The sequence below is a fragment of the Hydrogenophaga sp. A37 genome, from assembly GCF_002001205.1.
Taxonomy (GTDB): Bacteria; Pseudomonadota; Gammaproteobacteria; order Burkholderiales; family Burkholderiaceae_C; genus Hydrogenophaga.
Genome location: NZ_MUNZ01000068.1, coordinates 1 through 15,255 on the forward strand (window position 1 = coordinate 1; position 15,255 = coordinate 15,255).

Here is a 15,255-nt window from a genome sequence, read left to right on the forward strand (position 1 = left end):
GCTGATCGTGGACGATTGCGATACATTCACACCAGTTCCTGCGCGCTTCCCCAGCGCCGCCACGGCAACACCGATTCTCCGTCCACGATCAGCCTGAAACAGGCGTCCACGATCGCTGAAATACGCATCAAGGATCGCGAAGTGCACGCGACAACAGGCTTGCACATACTTTGGATCAACCACAGCACGCTCCCCCGTCTTCCGACTTGGCTTACTTACGTCGCTTCGAGTTCGCGGTTGCTTCTGAAAGGTAGATCGAAGCAGCACTCTGCTAGCAATCCTCTCAAGCAACGCAAGGTCGGTTAATAGCCGTCCCCTCATGTGCTCCCAGGACTCCACTTCATCTTGACAATGGAAAATGCCCTCCCGCTCCGGATCGCCTTTCTGCAAGGGAAGAAACGACGCTTGCACAAAAGCCTCCATTTCCTTGGGGGGCAATTCGTACATGGCTTTCAAGACGACACGAAGCTGGTGCTCCTTCTTCTCCAGTTCTTCTGCGACCTTCTTTGCCCTTGGCGATGGCGCCAACGCGTTGATGCCTCCTAGAAAGCTCTGGATTTCCTGATCGCTGGTCATGAATGCAAGTTGTTCATCGAGCGCTGAGACTCTGCGATCCTCAATGTGCTGCTTAACGACTTGAATGCTGGGGCCCCTACCGAAGTGCCCTTCTGCAAACGTTACAAGTAGCGCCTTCAGCTTTGCTTTCCTGTCGCCCAGTTCGGTCATCATTTCCTCCTCGTGATTCGAACCTTCTTGCGTAGCGTTATAGGAACCCATCACTCTACCCATCATCCTTGGGACAACGCCGTGCACACGCTTGACACCGTATGGCACTAAGTTACTTTGCAATGAATCGGTGATCCAGCAAGTATTGGCACCTTGAGACACCTAACGGCACTGACATTTGGTAGCCTCTTTCTCCGCCAAGGTTGCCCCTTCTTCAACGCCCACTGACCGTGGGCGTTGTCGTTTCGGGCTCAGCCCAGCAGCGCCGCCAACCCGCCATCGGCCTCGAAGCGCCGGTTGCGGTAACTCAGCCGCGTTGGGCCCTGCCAGGCGGCGACCCGCACCGGGTGTGACGGATCGCCGGGATAACAGATCACCCGCTCACCGTCCAGATCAAACGGCTGGGGCTCGATCAGCACAGGCGTCCGACTGCGTGCGACCGCCATCACGTGTGCCACGTCCGACAGCCGAACCAGCTGGACCAGACTCATGATCTGCGGCGGCGCAAGATCGATCTCGCCTGCCCAATAGCGCTCCAGCCCGGCGCGTGGCGACGTCCACACCACTTCGGTGGCTTCATGGTCGTCGTGAACGGCTTCCTGCCCCACGGGCGCTGGTGCCACAAAAAAGCGGGTGTCAAACCGCTTGTGGGTGACCGAGGGCTGGCGCGGCGTCACCCAGCGCGACCACGGCACGAGCTGCGTCGGCGCGAGGCGCAGGCCGCATTCTTCGCAGGTCTCGCGCAGCGCCGCGACATGCAGGCCCACGGCCACAACCGGGTCCAACCCTGGTTCGGCCAAGGCGTCTTGAAAGCTCTCGGGTGGGCGGTCCAGCCAGTCGGGCTGCGCGGCGCAATCGGCTGCATCGAGTTTGCCGCCAGGGAACACATGCACGCCGCCCAGCACGCCGGAATTGCCGTGCCGGCGCACCAGCAAAACCTCCAGTCCTTGCGCTGCGTCGCGCACCACCATCACGGTGGCCGCATCGACCGGCGGTGTCAGGACAACTTCAGAATTGAGGGGAATGACCATGCGCTGATTGTGCTTGCGCAGCGCCGACGCGTCGCCCCGGCAGTCACCGTCACGACCTGATGTCTCGCCCTCCCGCCTTCGCCAGTGTCCAGTGGCCGTCAGGCGGTGGTCTTCACTGGCCGCTGCCAGCGGAAAAACATCGGGTAGACCTTCTCCACCACCGGGCCGTTGAAATCCCAGGCCAGGCACTGGCCCAGGTGCATCGGCGGTTGACCATCAGCCGACGGTGCAAAGGAGGCCGAGCGCGTCTGGAAGGCAGCAGTGGCCAGGTTGAACAGCAGCTCGCGCAGGTGCGTGCAGCCCTGGATGCCACCGAGGTGACGCTCAATGGTCTGGCGCCAACCTCGCCCCACCGTCTGGCCGATCAGGCGCTGCATCGGAACCATGGCCTGCGGACAAGGGTCGTGCGGATGGGCGTCCATGGCGACCGCGATGTCGCGGATCACCATGGTGTCGTCCAGCGTGACGCGGATGAGCATGTGGTGTATGGCCTCGTTCGGCGCCCACACGCCTTCACCTTCGATCTCGAACGCATGGGGTTTGGTGTCGTGCATCTCACCCTCGATGTCCCACAGGCCGTCCTCGCGCTGGAAGCCGCGGTACTCAACACGGCGCGTGTGCATGGGGGTGCGGGGCTGGGGGGTGGGCAATGGCAAGGCAGACCTCGAAGGCAAGGGAACGAAGGCGTGATTTTCCCTGATCGGCGCTCCAGCACCTCATGGCTTCATGCTCCGGTGCAGCATCCACTGCGCCGCCGCACCGCACAAGGCCAGCCCCAGCATCAGCCAGCCGAGGTTGACCGCACCCTCGTGATGGAACAGCCCGACGGCAAAGCCGCCCACCGCGCCCATCAGCTGTTGCGACAGGCCCGCCACCGCCGCTGCCGAGCCCGCGAGCGCCGGCAACAAGCCCACCGTGCCGGCCAGCGCGGGCGGGACCAGCAGGCCATGACCGATGCCCAGCAACACCAGCGGCAGCGCAAATGCCAGCGGGGTGTCCAGCCCGGCGAGTGCGAGCAACAGCATCAACGCGATCCCGCCCAGGGTGAGCGCCTGACCAAAACGCATGATCCGGCGCTCACCCGTGAAACGGGCGAAGCGCGAGGTCAGGTAGTTGCCCACGATGTACGAGCCCGGGATGGCCATGATGTAAAAACCGATGCCGTCGGGCCTCACGCCGTAGCTGCCGAGCACAATGGGCGCGCCACCGAGGAAGGCGTAGAAGGTGGCCGTGGTCATCGCCAGCAGCAGCACATGCAACAAGAACGAGGGCTCGCGCGCCAGCCGCGCGTACGAAGAGAGCATGGCGCGCAGCCAATTCGACTGCTCCGCCGTGGCCTTGCGGTGGTCGGGCAGACCGCGCCAGGCGGCGACAAAGAGCACAGCGGCCAGACCGGCCATCAGCACGAAGTTGGCCTGCCAGCCCAGGCGCACATGCAGTTGCCCGCCGATGATGGTCGCCAGCGGCGGGCACAGGCCCATGGCCATGCCCACATAGGCCATCACCCTGGTGCGCTCCGGGCCCTCGAACAGGTCTTGCACCATGGCGCGCCCCACCACCATGCCCGCCGCCGCGCCCGCGCCCTGCAGCACGCGCGCGGCCACCAGCAGGGGCAGGCTGGGCGCGAGCGCGGCCAGCACCGATCCCACGAACGACACCGCCAGGCCGAACATCAGGATCTTCTTGCGCCCGATGCGGTCCGAGAGCGGGCCGTAGAGCAGTTGCAACGACCCATACGTCACCACGAAGCCGCTGAAGGTCAGCTGCACCGCCGCCTGGCTGGAGCCGAAGATCGCACCCCACTCCTGCATGGACGGCAGGCAGATGGTCATGGCCAGCAGGCCGAAGGCGAGCTGGGCCAGCAGGTTGGCGATCAGCAGGCCGTGGGGCGCGGCCTTGGGGGGAGAAGACGTCATGGATGAAGAAACGGGTTCGGGCCAGGCGGGAATCTGGCTGGGGGTGGTTCGTAGGCTACCCGGAAACGCCCGCCCCCCGTGACGGCGGGGCCGGCGCCCAGAACCACCCGGGAAACACGCCCCCTGAGACAGGCGCCATGGCAAGCTGGCACACTGACCGTTCCATCGAAGGAGACGCCATGCCGCACGACCACCCGCACCCCCACGGCGATCACGATCACCCTCACGACCCCAGCGACGCCACGCCATGGAAGCACGACGGCGTTCGCGTGGTGCCCGGTAACCAGCTCGACGGCAACGTGCCGAGCACGCCCGGCATGGACCGCAAGGCCGCGATCAACTTTGCGCGCGTGGGCGCGCAAAAGCTCTGGGCCGGCACAGTCACCATCCACGCCAACGCCAAGACCGGCGCCCACCACCACGGCCCGTTGGAGAGCGTGATCTACGTGGTGAAGGGCCGCGCGCGCATGCGCTGGGGCGAACACCTGGAGTTCACCGCCGAGGCCGGCCCGGGCGACTTCATCTACGTGCCGCCGTTCGTGCCGCACCAGGAGATCAACGCCAGCGCCACCGAGGTGCTGGAGTGCGTTCTGTGCCGCAGCGACGGCCAGGCGGTGGCGGTGAACCTGGACATCGAACCGGTGGAAAAACCCGAGCAGGTGCTGTGGGTCGACCCGACACACCCCAACGGTGGTGTCTGAGGCCATGGTGCACTACTGGCTGATGAAATCCGAGCCCGAAGAGTGCTCGATCGACGACGCGCTGGCCGCGCCCGGCGCCACCGTGCCCTGGACCGGCGTGCGCAACTACCAGGCCCGCAACTTCATGCGCGACGGCATGCAGATCGGCGATGGCGTGCTCTTCTACCACTCCAGCTGCGCCGAGCCCGGCATCGTGGGCCTGGCGCGGGTCGCCTCGGGCACGCGTCCCGACCCGACGCAGTTCGACCCGGCCTCGCCCTACTTCGACCCGAAGTCGCCGCCCGACCCACCGCGCTGGCTGTTGCTCGACGTGCAGGCGCTGAAAAAGACGCGCCTGATCGGCCTGCCCGAGCTGCGTGCCACACCCGAGCTGGCCGAAATGGTGGTGCTGCAACGCGGCAGCCGGCTGTCGATCACGCCGGTGAGCGAGGCGCATTGGCGGTTCATCACCGAGCAATTGCTGGGCGGCTGACGCGCGGCGCACTCAGCCGCGCGGCCCGCCCGCAAAGCGTTGCACCGAGCGCTCGCGCGCCTTCATCGCCTCCACCTCCCGGTTCTTCGGCTCCGCGTTGGTCACCAGCGACTGGATCAACCGCCGAGCCGACTCCGCCACCTCGGCCACCGCGCGATCAAACGCTTCTTCGTTCGCTTTCGAAGGCACATTGAACCCGCTGAGCTTGCGCACGAACTGCAGCGATGCGTCGCGGATCTCCAGCTCGCTCGCGGGTGGCTCGAAGTTGAACAGGGTCTTGATGTTGCGGCACATGTTGGGCTCCAGCATGGGGATGGACGATGGTAGCCAGCGCGTTGCGACCGGTCGATGGCATTTCACCGGCGCTGACAACGGGGTGACGCCGCAGAGGCCAGTCCAGACGAGGAATGCATGCAGATATCCTCTAAGAGACCTGCATATCATCCATACTGGACGATTAAATAATACATATTGGACGATAAGATAATCCATACTGGACGAAACTAAAATACACATTAAACGGCGCCATGAACACCCCACACGCCCACCAGCCAGCAACGGCGAGCAACCTGGTCACACGTCATCTGGCCCCCTTGCTGGGCGAGTCGCTTCAAGACACCCCGGCCGTGCTGGTCAACGGCCCGCGCCAATGCGGCAAGACCACGTTGGTCCAACAGTTTGCAGGTGACCTGGCCTACTTCACCCTCGACGATCCCAACCTGCTCGCCGCCGTGCAGCAAGACCCCCTGGGTTTTGCCCGCCAGCTCGACCGGGCCATCATTGATGAAGTGCAGCGCGCACCTCAACTGTTGCTGGCGCTCAAGCTCGTCATCGATCAGGACCGCCGTCCGGGCCGCTTCCTGCTCACGGGCTCGGCCAACCTCATGGCGTTGCCGCAAATCGCCGACAGCCTCGCAGGCCGCATGGCCCTGCATACCCTGCTGCCCCTGTCTCAGTCCGAACTGCAAGGCCGCCCCAACGACTTTCTGCAGCGTGCGCAGACACAAGACTGGCCACTCACCCATCCCACCTGGGCCACCCCGCAAGGCGACACCGTGGCCCACGTGCTCGCAGGTGGCTACCCTGAAATGCGCCAACGCCCCACCGGGGCCCGTCGGCAAGCCTGGGCCAAGGCCTACATCCAGACCCTGGTTGAGCGTGACGTGCGCGACGTGGCGCAGATCGACCAATTGCATCAACTGCCCCAACTGTTGGCCGTGGCCGCTGCGCACTGCGGACAGTTGCTCAACGCCGCGCAAACCGGCGGCCAACTCGGCCTGAACGGCAAGACGGTGGACAAATACCTCGGTATCCTGGAGAAGCTGTTTCTCGTGCAGCGCCTGCCCGCCTGGAGCCGCAACGAACTCAGCCGCCTCATCAAGACGCCCAAGCTCCACTTTCTCGACGCGGGTCTACAAGCCACCCTCACCCGGTTGACCCCTGAGCTGGTGTTCACCCAACGTGAACGCTGGGGCGCCACCCTCGAAACCTGGGTACACGCCGAACTGCGCAAAGCCCTCAGCCTCAGCGCAGACGATTGGTACCTCTCCCACTTCCGCGACAAAGACCAGGTCGAGGTGGACTTTGTGCTCGAATCCCCGCTGCGCCAGCTGATCGGCATCGAAGTCAAAGCCTCGGCCACGGTGAACGCCAGCGACTTCAAAGGCCTGAAAAAATTCCAGTCCCTCGCGGGCGAGGCTTTCATCACCGGTCTGGTGCTGTACGACGGCAGTCAAGCCCTGTCGTTCGGCAATGGCCTCTGGGCTGTGCCGCTGGCTGCGCTGTGACTTTGAAACACCCTATAGGAGTTTTCGGGTGCTGGATCGGCATTCCGAGTTGTTGAGCGAGATTCGAGCAGCGTAATCCCCACAGAACTGCCCATCACTTCGCACGGAGCATCCAATCCATGGACACAGCAATATTCGTTGCAACGATTTCTGCAGCAGCCAGCGTTTTTGCTGCTGCGCTCACCTTTTCCCTGGGAGCGCGAAGCTGAGCTTCGAAAACAGAAATTGGAGCACCACAAAGAGTTTCTAGATGCACTCAGCGGGGTTGTAGGAACCGACTCGACTGCCGAAAACCAGCGCCGCTGGGCGCGGGCCTCCAATACGATGGGACTTGTTGCCTCATTGCAGGTTCTGCAAGCCCAAAGGCGCTTTCAGAACGCGACTGCGATCAGCCACCCCAATCGGTCCACAGATGAACATGACCGTTGCCTCAACCAACTGTTGCTGGCCATTCGAAGCGATCTTGGCATCACGCCTGCCGATGATCCTCACACCTTTGAGTTCCGCTTGTGGTGCTCGGGAACACAAGAGGGAGATCAACCCCTGCGCGCGCGCTCAATGAAAATCCCGGCTCTCCGTCGCCAGCCGGCCCAGCAGCGGCGTGAGGTCTTCCAGCCTTCCTGCGATCAGGTTGCACACCTCGCCTTCGCGCTGCCACACGCCGTGAACCGCCATCAACCGTGAGCGGGTGAGTTCGTTGCGCTGGCGCTCGCGCAGGGCCTTCCAGACGATGACTTGCACCACGCCGGTTTCGTCTTCCAGTGTCACGAACACCACGCCTTTGGAGGTGCCGGGTTGCTGGCGGCCGGTAACGATGCCGCAGGCGCGCACGAGCCTGCCGTTGGGGGCGTCTTTCAGGGTCTCGGCGGTCATGAAGCGGCGCGCTTGCAGACGCTCGCGCAGCAGGGCGAGCGGGTGGCGGCGCAGGGTGAGGCCGAGTGAGGCGTAGTCCCACACGATGGCCTCGCCTTCGGGGGCTTCGGGCAGGGCCAGCGCCGCTTCTTCGACCGGCGCTTCCTTAAGCAACTCGGGCGGTGCTTTGAGGGCGGCGGCGTCCCAGACCTGTTGTCTTCTGTGTCCACTGAGGGACTGCAGCGCGTCGGCGGCGGCGAGCTGTTGCATGGCTTGCTGGTCCAACCCGGCGCGGCGAGCGAGGTCTTCTGAATCCGTGAATGCCGCTTCTTTGCGCGCAGACACGAGGCGCTGCGCTTCGTCGCGCGAGAGACCGCTGACCAGCCGCAGGCCCAGGCGCACGACAGGCAGGGTGTCGGGGGCGGCCCTCACCCCAGCCCTCTCCCGCTGGCGGGAGAGGGAGTGAACGGCCTGGGCGTTGGCTGGGGTTGCTGCTGGGCTGGCCCTCACCCCAACCCTCTCCCAGGGGGAGAGGGGGCTGAAGCCCTGTTCTTCCAGCGTGCAGTCCCAGTCGCTCACCATCACGTCCACCGGCCGCACCTCGACGCCGTGGCGTTTCGCGTCCTGCACCAGTTGGCTGGGCGTGTAGAAACCCAGCGGCTGGCTGTTGAGCAGCCCAGCGAGAAACTCGGCCGGGTGGTGGCGCTTGATCCAGCTGCTGTCGTAGACCAGCAGCGCGAAACTGGCGGCATGGCTTTCGGGGAAGCCGTAACTGGAAAAGCCTTTCACCTGCTCGACCACGCGCTGCGCGAAGTCGAGCGGGTAGCCGTTGCGCGTCATGCCGTCGATCAGGCGGTGCTCGTACTGGCCGAGGCCGCCGGTGCGCCGCCACGCGCCCATGGCGCGGCGCAGGGCGTCGGCCTCTCCGGGCGTGAAATCGGCCGCGATGATGGCTATCTGCATGCACTGTTCCTGGAACACGGGCACGCCCAGCGTGCGCTTGAGCGCGGCTTCGAGCCCCTTGGGATAGTCCACCGGCTCCTTGCCCTGGCGGCGGTTCAGGTAGGGGTGGACCGCGCCGCCCTGGATGGGCCCGGGCCGCACCAGCGCCACTTCGATCACCAGGTCGTAGAACTCGCGCGGCCGCAGGCGCGGCAGCATGCTCATCTGCGCGCGACTCTCGATCTGGAACACGCCCACGGTGTCGGCGGCGCAGATCATGTCGTAGGTGGCTTCGTCTTTGTCGGGGATGTCCTGCAGGCGGAATTCAAAGCCTTTGCGCTGGCTGATGAAGTTCAGCGACTTGCGGATGGCGGTGAGCATGCCCAGCGCGAGCACGTCCACTTTGAGCAGGCCCATGGCGTCGAGGTCGTCTTTGTCCCACTCGATCACGGTGCGGTCGGCCATGGTGGCGTTTTCGATCGGCACCAGGCGCGAGAGCGGGCTGCGCGTGAGCACGAAGCCGCCGGTGTGCTGCGAGAGGTGGCGCGGAAAACCCATGAGCTGGGTGGTGAGTTCGACGAGCTGGCGCACCTTCAGGCTGTTCGGGTCGAGCCCGGCCTCAAGGATGCGCTCGGGAGCGAAGCCGTCTTCGCCCCACCAGCGGTGGCCGCTACCCAGTGCGTTGAGCGCCGCTTCATCAAAGCCCAGGGCTTTGCCCACATCGCGCAGGGCGCTGCGCGGGCGGTAGCTGATGACGGTGGCGGTGAGCGCGGCGCGCTCGCGCCCGTATTTTCGGTACAGGTACTGGATGACTTCTTCGCGCCGCTCGTGTTCGAAGTCCACGTCGATGTCGGGCGGCTCGTTGCGCTCGCGCGAGATGAAGCGCTCGAACAACACCGAAGCGCGCGCCGGGTCCACCTCGGTGATGCCCAGGCAGTAGCAGACCGCGCTGTTGGCCGCAGAGCCACGGCCCTGGCAGAGGATGTGCTGCGAGCGCGCGAAGGCGACGATGTCGTGCACGGTGAGGAAGTAGTGCTCGTAACCCAGCTCGGTGATCAGCGCGAGCTCGTGCTCCACCTGCTTTTGCACCTTGTCTGAAGCACCTGCGGGCCAACGCCGGTCCATGCCCTCAAAGCTCAGGCGGCGCAGGTGGCTGGCCGGCGTTTCGCCGGGTGGCACCACCTCACTGGGGTACTGGTAGCGCAGTTCGTCGAGCGAGAAGGCGCAGCGCCCGGCGACCTTCAGCGTCTCGGCCAGCAGCGCTTCGGGGTAACTCTGCGCCAACGCCAGGCGCGAGCGCAGGCGCTGCTCGGCGTTGGGCGCGAGCGCGTGGCCGCATTCGACCAAGGGTTTGCCGATGCGCGTGGCGGTGAGCACGTCCTGCAGGGCCTTGCGTGAGCGCACATGCATGTGCACGTCGCCCACGGCCACCAGCGGCACGGCGGTGAGTTCGCTGCTCTGGCGCAGCCGGTGCAGGCGCACCTCATCGTCCATCAGCTGCAGTTGCTCCACGCCCAGCCAGCAGCGACCCAGGAAATGTTGGAGCAGCCAGCGCGCTACCGCGTCCATCTGCGCCTGGCTGCTGCCGCGCTGTGGCACGGCGATCACCAGGCAATCGGCCAGTGCGTCGGCGCTGATGTGCTTGAGCGTCAGGCGGTAGGTGCCCTTGGGCGCCGTGCGGCGCAGCCGGGTGATGAACTCGCAGAGGTTGCCGTAACCGTTGAGGTTGGTGGCGAGCACGACGAGGGTGAACGGCGCGGCGCACTGAACCTGGAACTGGCTGCCCACCAGCAGCTTCAGACCCTGTTTTTTGGCGGCCACATGGGCTCGCACGATGCCGGCCAGCGAGCACTCGTCGGTGAGGGCGAGCGCGCTGTAGCCCAGCGCCTGGGCTCGCTCCACCAGTTCTTCGGGCTTGCTCGCGCCGCGCAGGAAGCTGAAGTTGGAGAGGCACTTCAGCTCGGCGTAGGGGGGAATACCCAGGGGTTGTGGCTTCATGGGCAGATTCCTGGCAGGCGGGCCCCCATCCCTGCCTTCCCCCAGAGGGGGAAGGAGCAAGACATTGAATCCCACCCTTTCCCGGAGCACGTGCCTGACCCCTTCCCCCTCTGGGGGAAGGCGGGGATGGGGGCCCGCGCGAGACAACCCCATCCAAAAGTCAGGCCAGTCCCATGGCTCTCTTCTTCCGCTCGACCATCCGCCAGATGAACGGCGTGAAGATCAGCTGCATCGCCAGTTCCATCTTCCCGCCCGGCACCACGATGGTGTTGGCGCGGCTCATCATGGAGCCGTTGATCATGCTCAGCAGGTACTGGAAATCGATGCCCTTGGGCTGGGCAAAACGGATCACCACCATGCTCTCGTCGGCCGTGGGCACGTCGCGCGCCACGAAGGGGTTGCTGGTGTCCACGATGGGCACGCGCTGGAAATTTACGTGCGTGTGCTGGAACTGCGGGGTGATGTAGTGCACGTAGTCGGGCATGCGCCGCAGGATGGTGTCGGTCACCGCGTCGGCGCTGTAGCCGCGCATGTTCTTGTCGCGGTAGAGCTTCTGGATCCACTCCAGGTTGATCACCGGCACCACGCCGACCAGCAGGTCCGGGTACTGCGCCACGTTGTGTTCGGGCGTGACCACCGCTCCGTGCAGGCCTTCGTAGAACAGCATGTCGGTGTCTTTGGGCAGGTCTTCCCAGGGCGTGAAGGTGCCTGGGTCCTGCTGGTAGGGCGCGGCCTCTTCGGCGTTGTGCAGGTACTTGCGGCATTGGCCCCGGCCGGTTTCGCTGTAGGTGCGAAACAGGTTTTCGATCTCGCCAAACAGGTTGGATTCGGCGCCGAAGTGGCTGAAGTTGTGGTTGCCCGCCTTCTCGGCCTCGGCCGCCTTGAGCTTCATTTCCTTGCGGTCGTAACGGTGGAAGCTGTCGCCCTCGATGATCCCGGCCGTCACGCTCTCGCGGCGGAAGATGTTCTGGAAGGTTCGCGTGACGGTCGAGGTACCGGCTCCGCTGGAACCGGTGATCGCAATGATGGGGTGGCGTTCAGACATGACTTTGTCTCCGGAGATGAAAAATTTGGTGTGCGATCAGGCGCGAAAGAGGGAGCGTTCCGCGAACAGCGGATTGCTGTCGTCCTTGTAGGCGCCGGGTTCGCGGTGATAGCGCTCGATGCGCTCGACCTCGTTCTTCGACCCGAACACAAAACCGATGCGCTGGTGCAGAGCGGTGGGCTTCACGCTCAGTACGGGCTCGCGGCCGGTGCTGGCGCGACCGCCGGCCTGTTCGATGATCATGCCCACCGGGTTGGCTTCGTAGAGCAGGCGCAAGCGGCCGTGTTTGCTCACGTCCTTGCTGTCCTTCGGGTACATGAAGACACCGCCGCGCATGAGGATGCGGTGGGCTTCGGCCACCATGCTGGCGATCCAGCGCATGTTGAAGTCCTTGCCGCGCGCGCCGGTCTTGCCGGCCAGGCACTCGTCCACATAGCGCTTGACGGGCGCCTCCCAGAAGCGGCTGTTGGACGCGTTGATCGCGAACTCGTTCGTGTCTTCGGGGACCTGCAGGTTCGGGTGCGTGAGCATGAACTGGCCCAGGTTCGGGTCGAGCGTGAAACCGGCCACGCCGTTGCCCACAGTGAGCACCAGCATGGTGGTGGGGCCATAAAGCGCGTAGCCGGCGGCCAGCTGCTGGGCGCCGGGCTGCAGGAAGTCGGCCTCGACCACGTCGCGCCCGCTGTCGATCACGTCCTGAGGCGCGCGCAGCACGCTGAAGATGCTGCCCACGGTCACGTTCACGTCGATGTTGCTGGAGCCGTCGAGCGGGTCGAACACCAGCATGTATTTGCCGCGCTGCAGGGTGGGCGGGATCTGGTACGGGTGGTCCATCTCTTCGGAGGCCATGCCCGCGAGGTGGCCGCCCCATTCGGTCATCTGCGTGAAGTACTCGTTACTGATCACGTCGAGCTTTTTCTGCTCTTCACCATGCACGTTGACGCTGGTGGTGACCTCGGGCGCGGGCTGCCCGAGCATGCTGCCCAGGTCCCCGAACGCCACCGTGCGCGCGATGGCCTTGCAGGCCAGGGCCACGTCGAGCAGCAGCGCGTTGAAGTCACCGCTGGCGCCGGGGAAGCGGCGGCGTTGTTCGATCAGGTACTGCGTCAGGGTGAAGCGGCGGCGCGTGGTCATGGGAAGCTTTCGGGGAGTTGCTGGAATTCGGTGGGACAGCGGACGGTTCTCAGCGCCGGGCCGCCCCAAGCTGAGAACGCACCCCCTCGGGGGGCAGCGACTCGCGAAGCGACGGAGTGTGGGGGTCGGCATTCTTACGAAGGGTTTTCATCACCGTGCGGTAGCCACCATCGTTGTCGGGTGCGCCAAACACGGCGCTGCCCGCCACCAGGGTATCGGCACCGGCGGCCACGATCTGCGCGATGTTGTCCACCTTCACGCCGCCGTCCACCTCCAGCCAGATCTCGCGACCCGTTGCAGCGGTGTGGGCGTCGATGCGCTGGCGGGCGGCACGCAGCTTCGCCAGCGTGGACGGGATGAAGGCCTGTCCGCCAAAACCGGGGTTCACGCTCATCAGCAGCACCACGTCGAGCTTGTCCATGACGTGGTCCATCAGGCCCAGCGGCGTGGCCGGGTTGAACACCAGGCCGGCCTTGCAGCCGTGGTCGCGGATCAGCTGCAGCGTGCGGTCCACATGGCGGCTGGCTTCGGGGTGGAAGGTGATGATGTTGGCGCCGGCCTTGGCAAACAGCGGGATCAGCGCGTCCACCGGCTCGACCATCAGGTGCACGTCGATGCCGATCTTCACGTGAGGGCGGATCGCCTCGCACACCAGCGGGCCGATGGTGAGGTTGGGCACGTAGTGGTTGTCCATCACGTCGAAGTGCACCAGGTCCGCGCCGGCGGCTTCGATGGCGCGCACCTCGTCGCCCAGGCGGGCGAAGTCGGCGGACAGGATGGAGGGGGCGATGCGGAGGGTCATGGGAAACGGGGTATGTGAAGAGAACGATCGCAAGGGCGTTTCAGCGGTTGTGCCACTCCTTGAGCCGGGCCACATTGACGCCGCTCAGGTCGGGCACGATCCGCAGCGCGCCCGTGAAGTCGTGGTGGGCGGTGAAGCCGTTGGGGGTGATCACGGTGTCCAGCCCCGCTGCGCGGGCGGCGCGCAGGCCGTTGGCCGAGTCTTCGAAGGCCACGCAGTCCGCCGCGCGCAGGCCCAGCTCGGCCAGCACCTTCATGTAGACCTGCGGGTTCGGCTTCTTGATCGGGGCGTTGCTGGCATCGCCGATGGCGAGAAAGTGCGAGCGCCAGTCGGTGCCGATGGCCGAGCGCAGCAGCGCGGCGATGTTGACCGGCGAGGTGGTGGTGGCGATGGCCAGCTGCAGGCCCAGGCGGCGCGCCTCGCTCATGAGGGCCAGCACGCCCGGGCGCAGGTGCACGGCGCCGTTGTTGACCGCGTTTTCGTAGTACGCGGTCTTGGTTTCGTGCAGGCGGTGGATGGTGTCGCGCACCGCGCCCGCGTCCACCTCTTTGAGGTCCGGGTCCACGCTGCGCCAGTGGTGCAGCAAACGCTCCTTGCCGCCCGAGATGTCGAGCAGCCGGGTGTACTGCTCCACCGTCCAGTGCCAGCCCAGTCCCTCGACCTTGAAAGCGTGGTTGAACGCTTCCAGGTGCACGCTCTCCGTGTCGGCCAGGGTGCCATCGACATCAAAAATCAGTGCATTCAACATGGTGTTCACCTGGCTTCAAGACCCGGCAGTCGGGCAGATGGACGGACTATAGGGACGGCATCAAATAAGGTAAATTCACGATTAATGCATTTTCAATTAAGTGATTGCTGAATGAGAAACGCCACCTTCCGCCAGCTCAGGGTGTTCACCGAGGTCGCCAAACACCTCAGTTTTGCGCGCGCGGCCGAGGTGCTGCACCTCACGCCACCGGCCGTGACCATGCAGGTGAAGGAGCTGGAGGGCCATGTGGGGCTGCCCCTGTTCGAGCGCACCGGCCGCCAGGTCGCGCTGACCACGGCGGGCGAATACATGCTGGTCTACGCACGCAAGGTGATCGCCACGCTCAAGGACGCCGAGGACGCCGCCGCGCGCCTGCAGCGGCTGGAGACGGGCACGCTCACCATCGGCATGGTCAGCACCGCCAAGTATTTTTTGCCCCGGCTGCTGGCCGAGTTCCAGCACGAGCACGAGGGCGTGGAGATCCGGCTCGCCGTGGGCAACCGCGAGCAGCTGGTGAAGATGTTGCACGGCAACGAGGTGGACATCGCCATCATGGGCCGCCCACCCAAGGAGCTGGCCACCCGGGCCGAGCCCTTTGCCGCGCACCCCCACGTGTTCGTCGCCCCCACCGACCACCCCTTGCTCAAGGTGGGTCACCCCACGGTGGATTCGCTCAAACCCTACGGCTTCATCCTGCGTGAGCGCGGCTCGGGCACGCGCGCCGCGATGGAGAAGTTCCTGGAGAAGTCGCGCATGGAGCCGCGCGTGGTGATGGAGATGAGCAGCAACGAAACCATCAAGCAGGCCGTGATGGCGGGCATGGGCATCAGCTTCCTGTCGCTGCACACCATCGGCCTGGAGCTGGAGCACGGGCTGATTGCCACGCTCGACGTGGAAGACACGCCCATCGTGCGCGCCTGGAACGTGGTGCACACGCTCTCCAAGCTGCTGTCACCCGCGGCCGAGGCGTTCCGCTATTTCATGCTGGAGCGGGCGGAGGGCCACCTGGCGGAAAAATACGGGCGCCTGCTGCGCCTGCAGCCGACGGCGTGAGGTCAGCCCAATGAGCGCCGCAGCGAGCGGGTCGATGCGGCGCCGCGC

The 15,255-nt window shown here is 65.2% G+C and carries 14 protein-coding genes; 4 read left to right on the forward strand and 10 right to left on the reverse strand.

Annotated features, from left to right (window positions below; genetic code table 11):
• The 4 genes from B0E41_RS04635 to B0E41_RS04650 form a co-directional block, all read right to left on the reverse strand.
• Positions 1-726, reverse strand: a 726-nt coding sequence (locus B0E41_RS04635) for a hypothetical protein (protein WP_143433658.1), incomplete at its 3' end; no start/stop codon positions are given.
• 251 nt (positions 727-977) lie between these two features.
• Complete coding sequence (locus B0E41_RS04640) at positions 978-1,757, reverse strand: NUDIX domain-containing protein (protein ID WP_077329347.1); 780 nt, start codon at positions 1,755-1,757, stop codon at positions 978-980.
• 98 nt (positions 1,758-1,855) lie between these two features.
• Positions 1,856-2,380: a DUF2889 domain-containing protein gene (locus B0E41_RS04645; protein ID WP_363350261.1), complete on the reverse strand. Its 525-nt coding sequence runs from the start codon at positions 2,378-2,380 to the stop codon at positions 1,856-1,858.
• 93 nt (positions 2,381-2,473) lie between these two features.
• Entirely contained in the window at positions 2,474-3,673 is a 1,200-nt protein-coding gene (locus tag B0E41_RS04650; protein ID WP_171984664.1) for a multidrug effflux MFS transporter, read from the reverse strand.
• Positions 3,674-3,852: 179 nt separating this feature from the next.
• On the opposite strand from B0E41_RS04650, the gene B0E41_RS04655 reads away from it, so the two are divergent.
• Positions 3,853-4,374: a cupin domain-containing protein gene (locus tag B0E41_RS04655; protein ID WP_077329519.1), complete on the forward strand. Its 522-nt coding sequence runs from the start codon at positions 3,853-3,855 to the stop codon at positions 4,372-4,374.
• Positions 4,375-4,378: 4 nt separating this feature from the next.
• Entirely contained in the window at positions 4,379-4,846 is a 468-nt protein-coding gene (locus B0E41_RS04660) for an EVE domain-containing protein (RefSeq protein WP_077329352.1), read from the forward strand.
• 12 nt (positions 4,847-4,858) lie between these two features.
• On the opposite strand, the gene B0E41_RS04665 is transcribed toward B0E41_RS04660, so the two are convergent.
• Positions 4,859-5,140: a DUF2277 domain-containing protein gene (locus B0E41_RS04665; protein ID WP_077329523.1), complete on the reverse strand. Its 282-nt coding sequence runs from the start codon at positions 5,138-5,140 to the stop codon at positions 4,859-4,861.
• 233 nt (positions 5,141-5,373) lie between these two features.
• On the opposite strand from B0E41_RS04665, the gene B0E41_RS04670 reads away from it, so the two are divergent.
• Positions 5,374-6,633 (forward strand): ATP-binding protein, encoded by a 1,260-nt coding sequence (locus B0E41_RS04670; RefSeq protein WP_077329354.1) that lies wholly within the window; start codon positions 5,374-5,376, stop codon positions 6,631-6,633.
• 555 nt (positions 6,634-7,188) lie between these two features.
• Here B0E41_RS04670 and B0E41_RS04675 read toward each other — a convergent pair.
• The 5 genes from B0E41_RS04675 to B0E41_RS04695 all read right to left on the reverse strand — a co-directional run bounded on the left by B0E41_RS04675 (position 7,189) and on the right by B0E41_RS04695 (position 14,154).
• Positions 7,189-10,425, reverse strand: coding sequence for an error-prone DNA polymerase (locus tag B0E41_RS04675; protein ID WP_077329356.1), 3,237 nt, complete (start codon positions 10,423-10,425; stop codon positions 7,189-7,191).
• Between the two features lie 160 nt (positions 10,426-10,585).
• Positions 10,586-11,470, reverse strand: coding sequence for a phosphoribulokinase (locus B0E41_RS04680; RefSeq protein WP_077329358.1), 885 nt, complete (start codon positions 11,468-11,470; stop codon positions 10,586-10,588).
• A 36-nt stretch (positions 11,471-11,506) separates the two neighbouring features.
• Complete coding sequence (locus tag B0E41_RS04685) at positions 11,507-12,604, reverse strand: class 1 fructose-bisphosphatase (protein WP_077329361.1); 1,098 nt, start codon at positions 12,602-12,604, stop codon at positions 11,507-11,509.
• Positions 12,605-12,653: 49 nt separating this feature from the next.
• Positions 12,654-13,406, reverse strand: coding sequence for a ribulose-phosphate 3-epimerase (gene rpe / locus B0E41_RS04690; RefSeq protein ID WP_143433659.1), 753 nt, complete (start codon positions 13,404-13,406; stop codon positions 12,654-12,656).
• A gap of 40 nt (positions 13,407-13,446) precedes the next feature.
• Entirely contained in the window at positions 13,447-14,154 is a 708-nt protein-coding gene (locus B0E41_RS04695) for an HAD-IA family hydrolase (protein ID WP_077329525.1), read from the reverse strand.
• 111 nt (positions 14,155-14,265) lie between these two features.
• Between B0E41_RS04695 and B0E41_RS04700 the strand changes: the two genes are divergently transcribed.
• Entirely contained in the window at positions 14,266-15,207 is a 942-nt protein-coding gene (locus tag B0E41_RS04700; RefSeq protein WP_077329365.1) for a LysR family transcriptional regulator, read from the forward strand.
• The last annotated feature ends 48 nt before the right edge of the window (positions 15,208-15,255 follow it).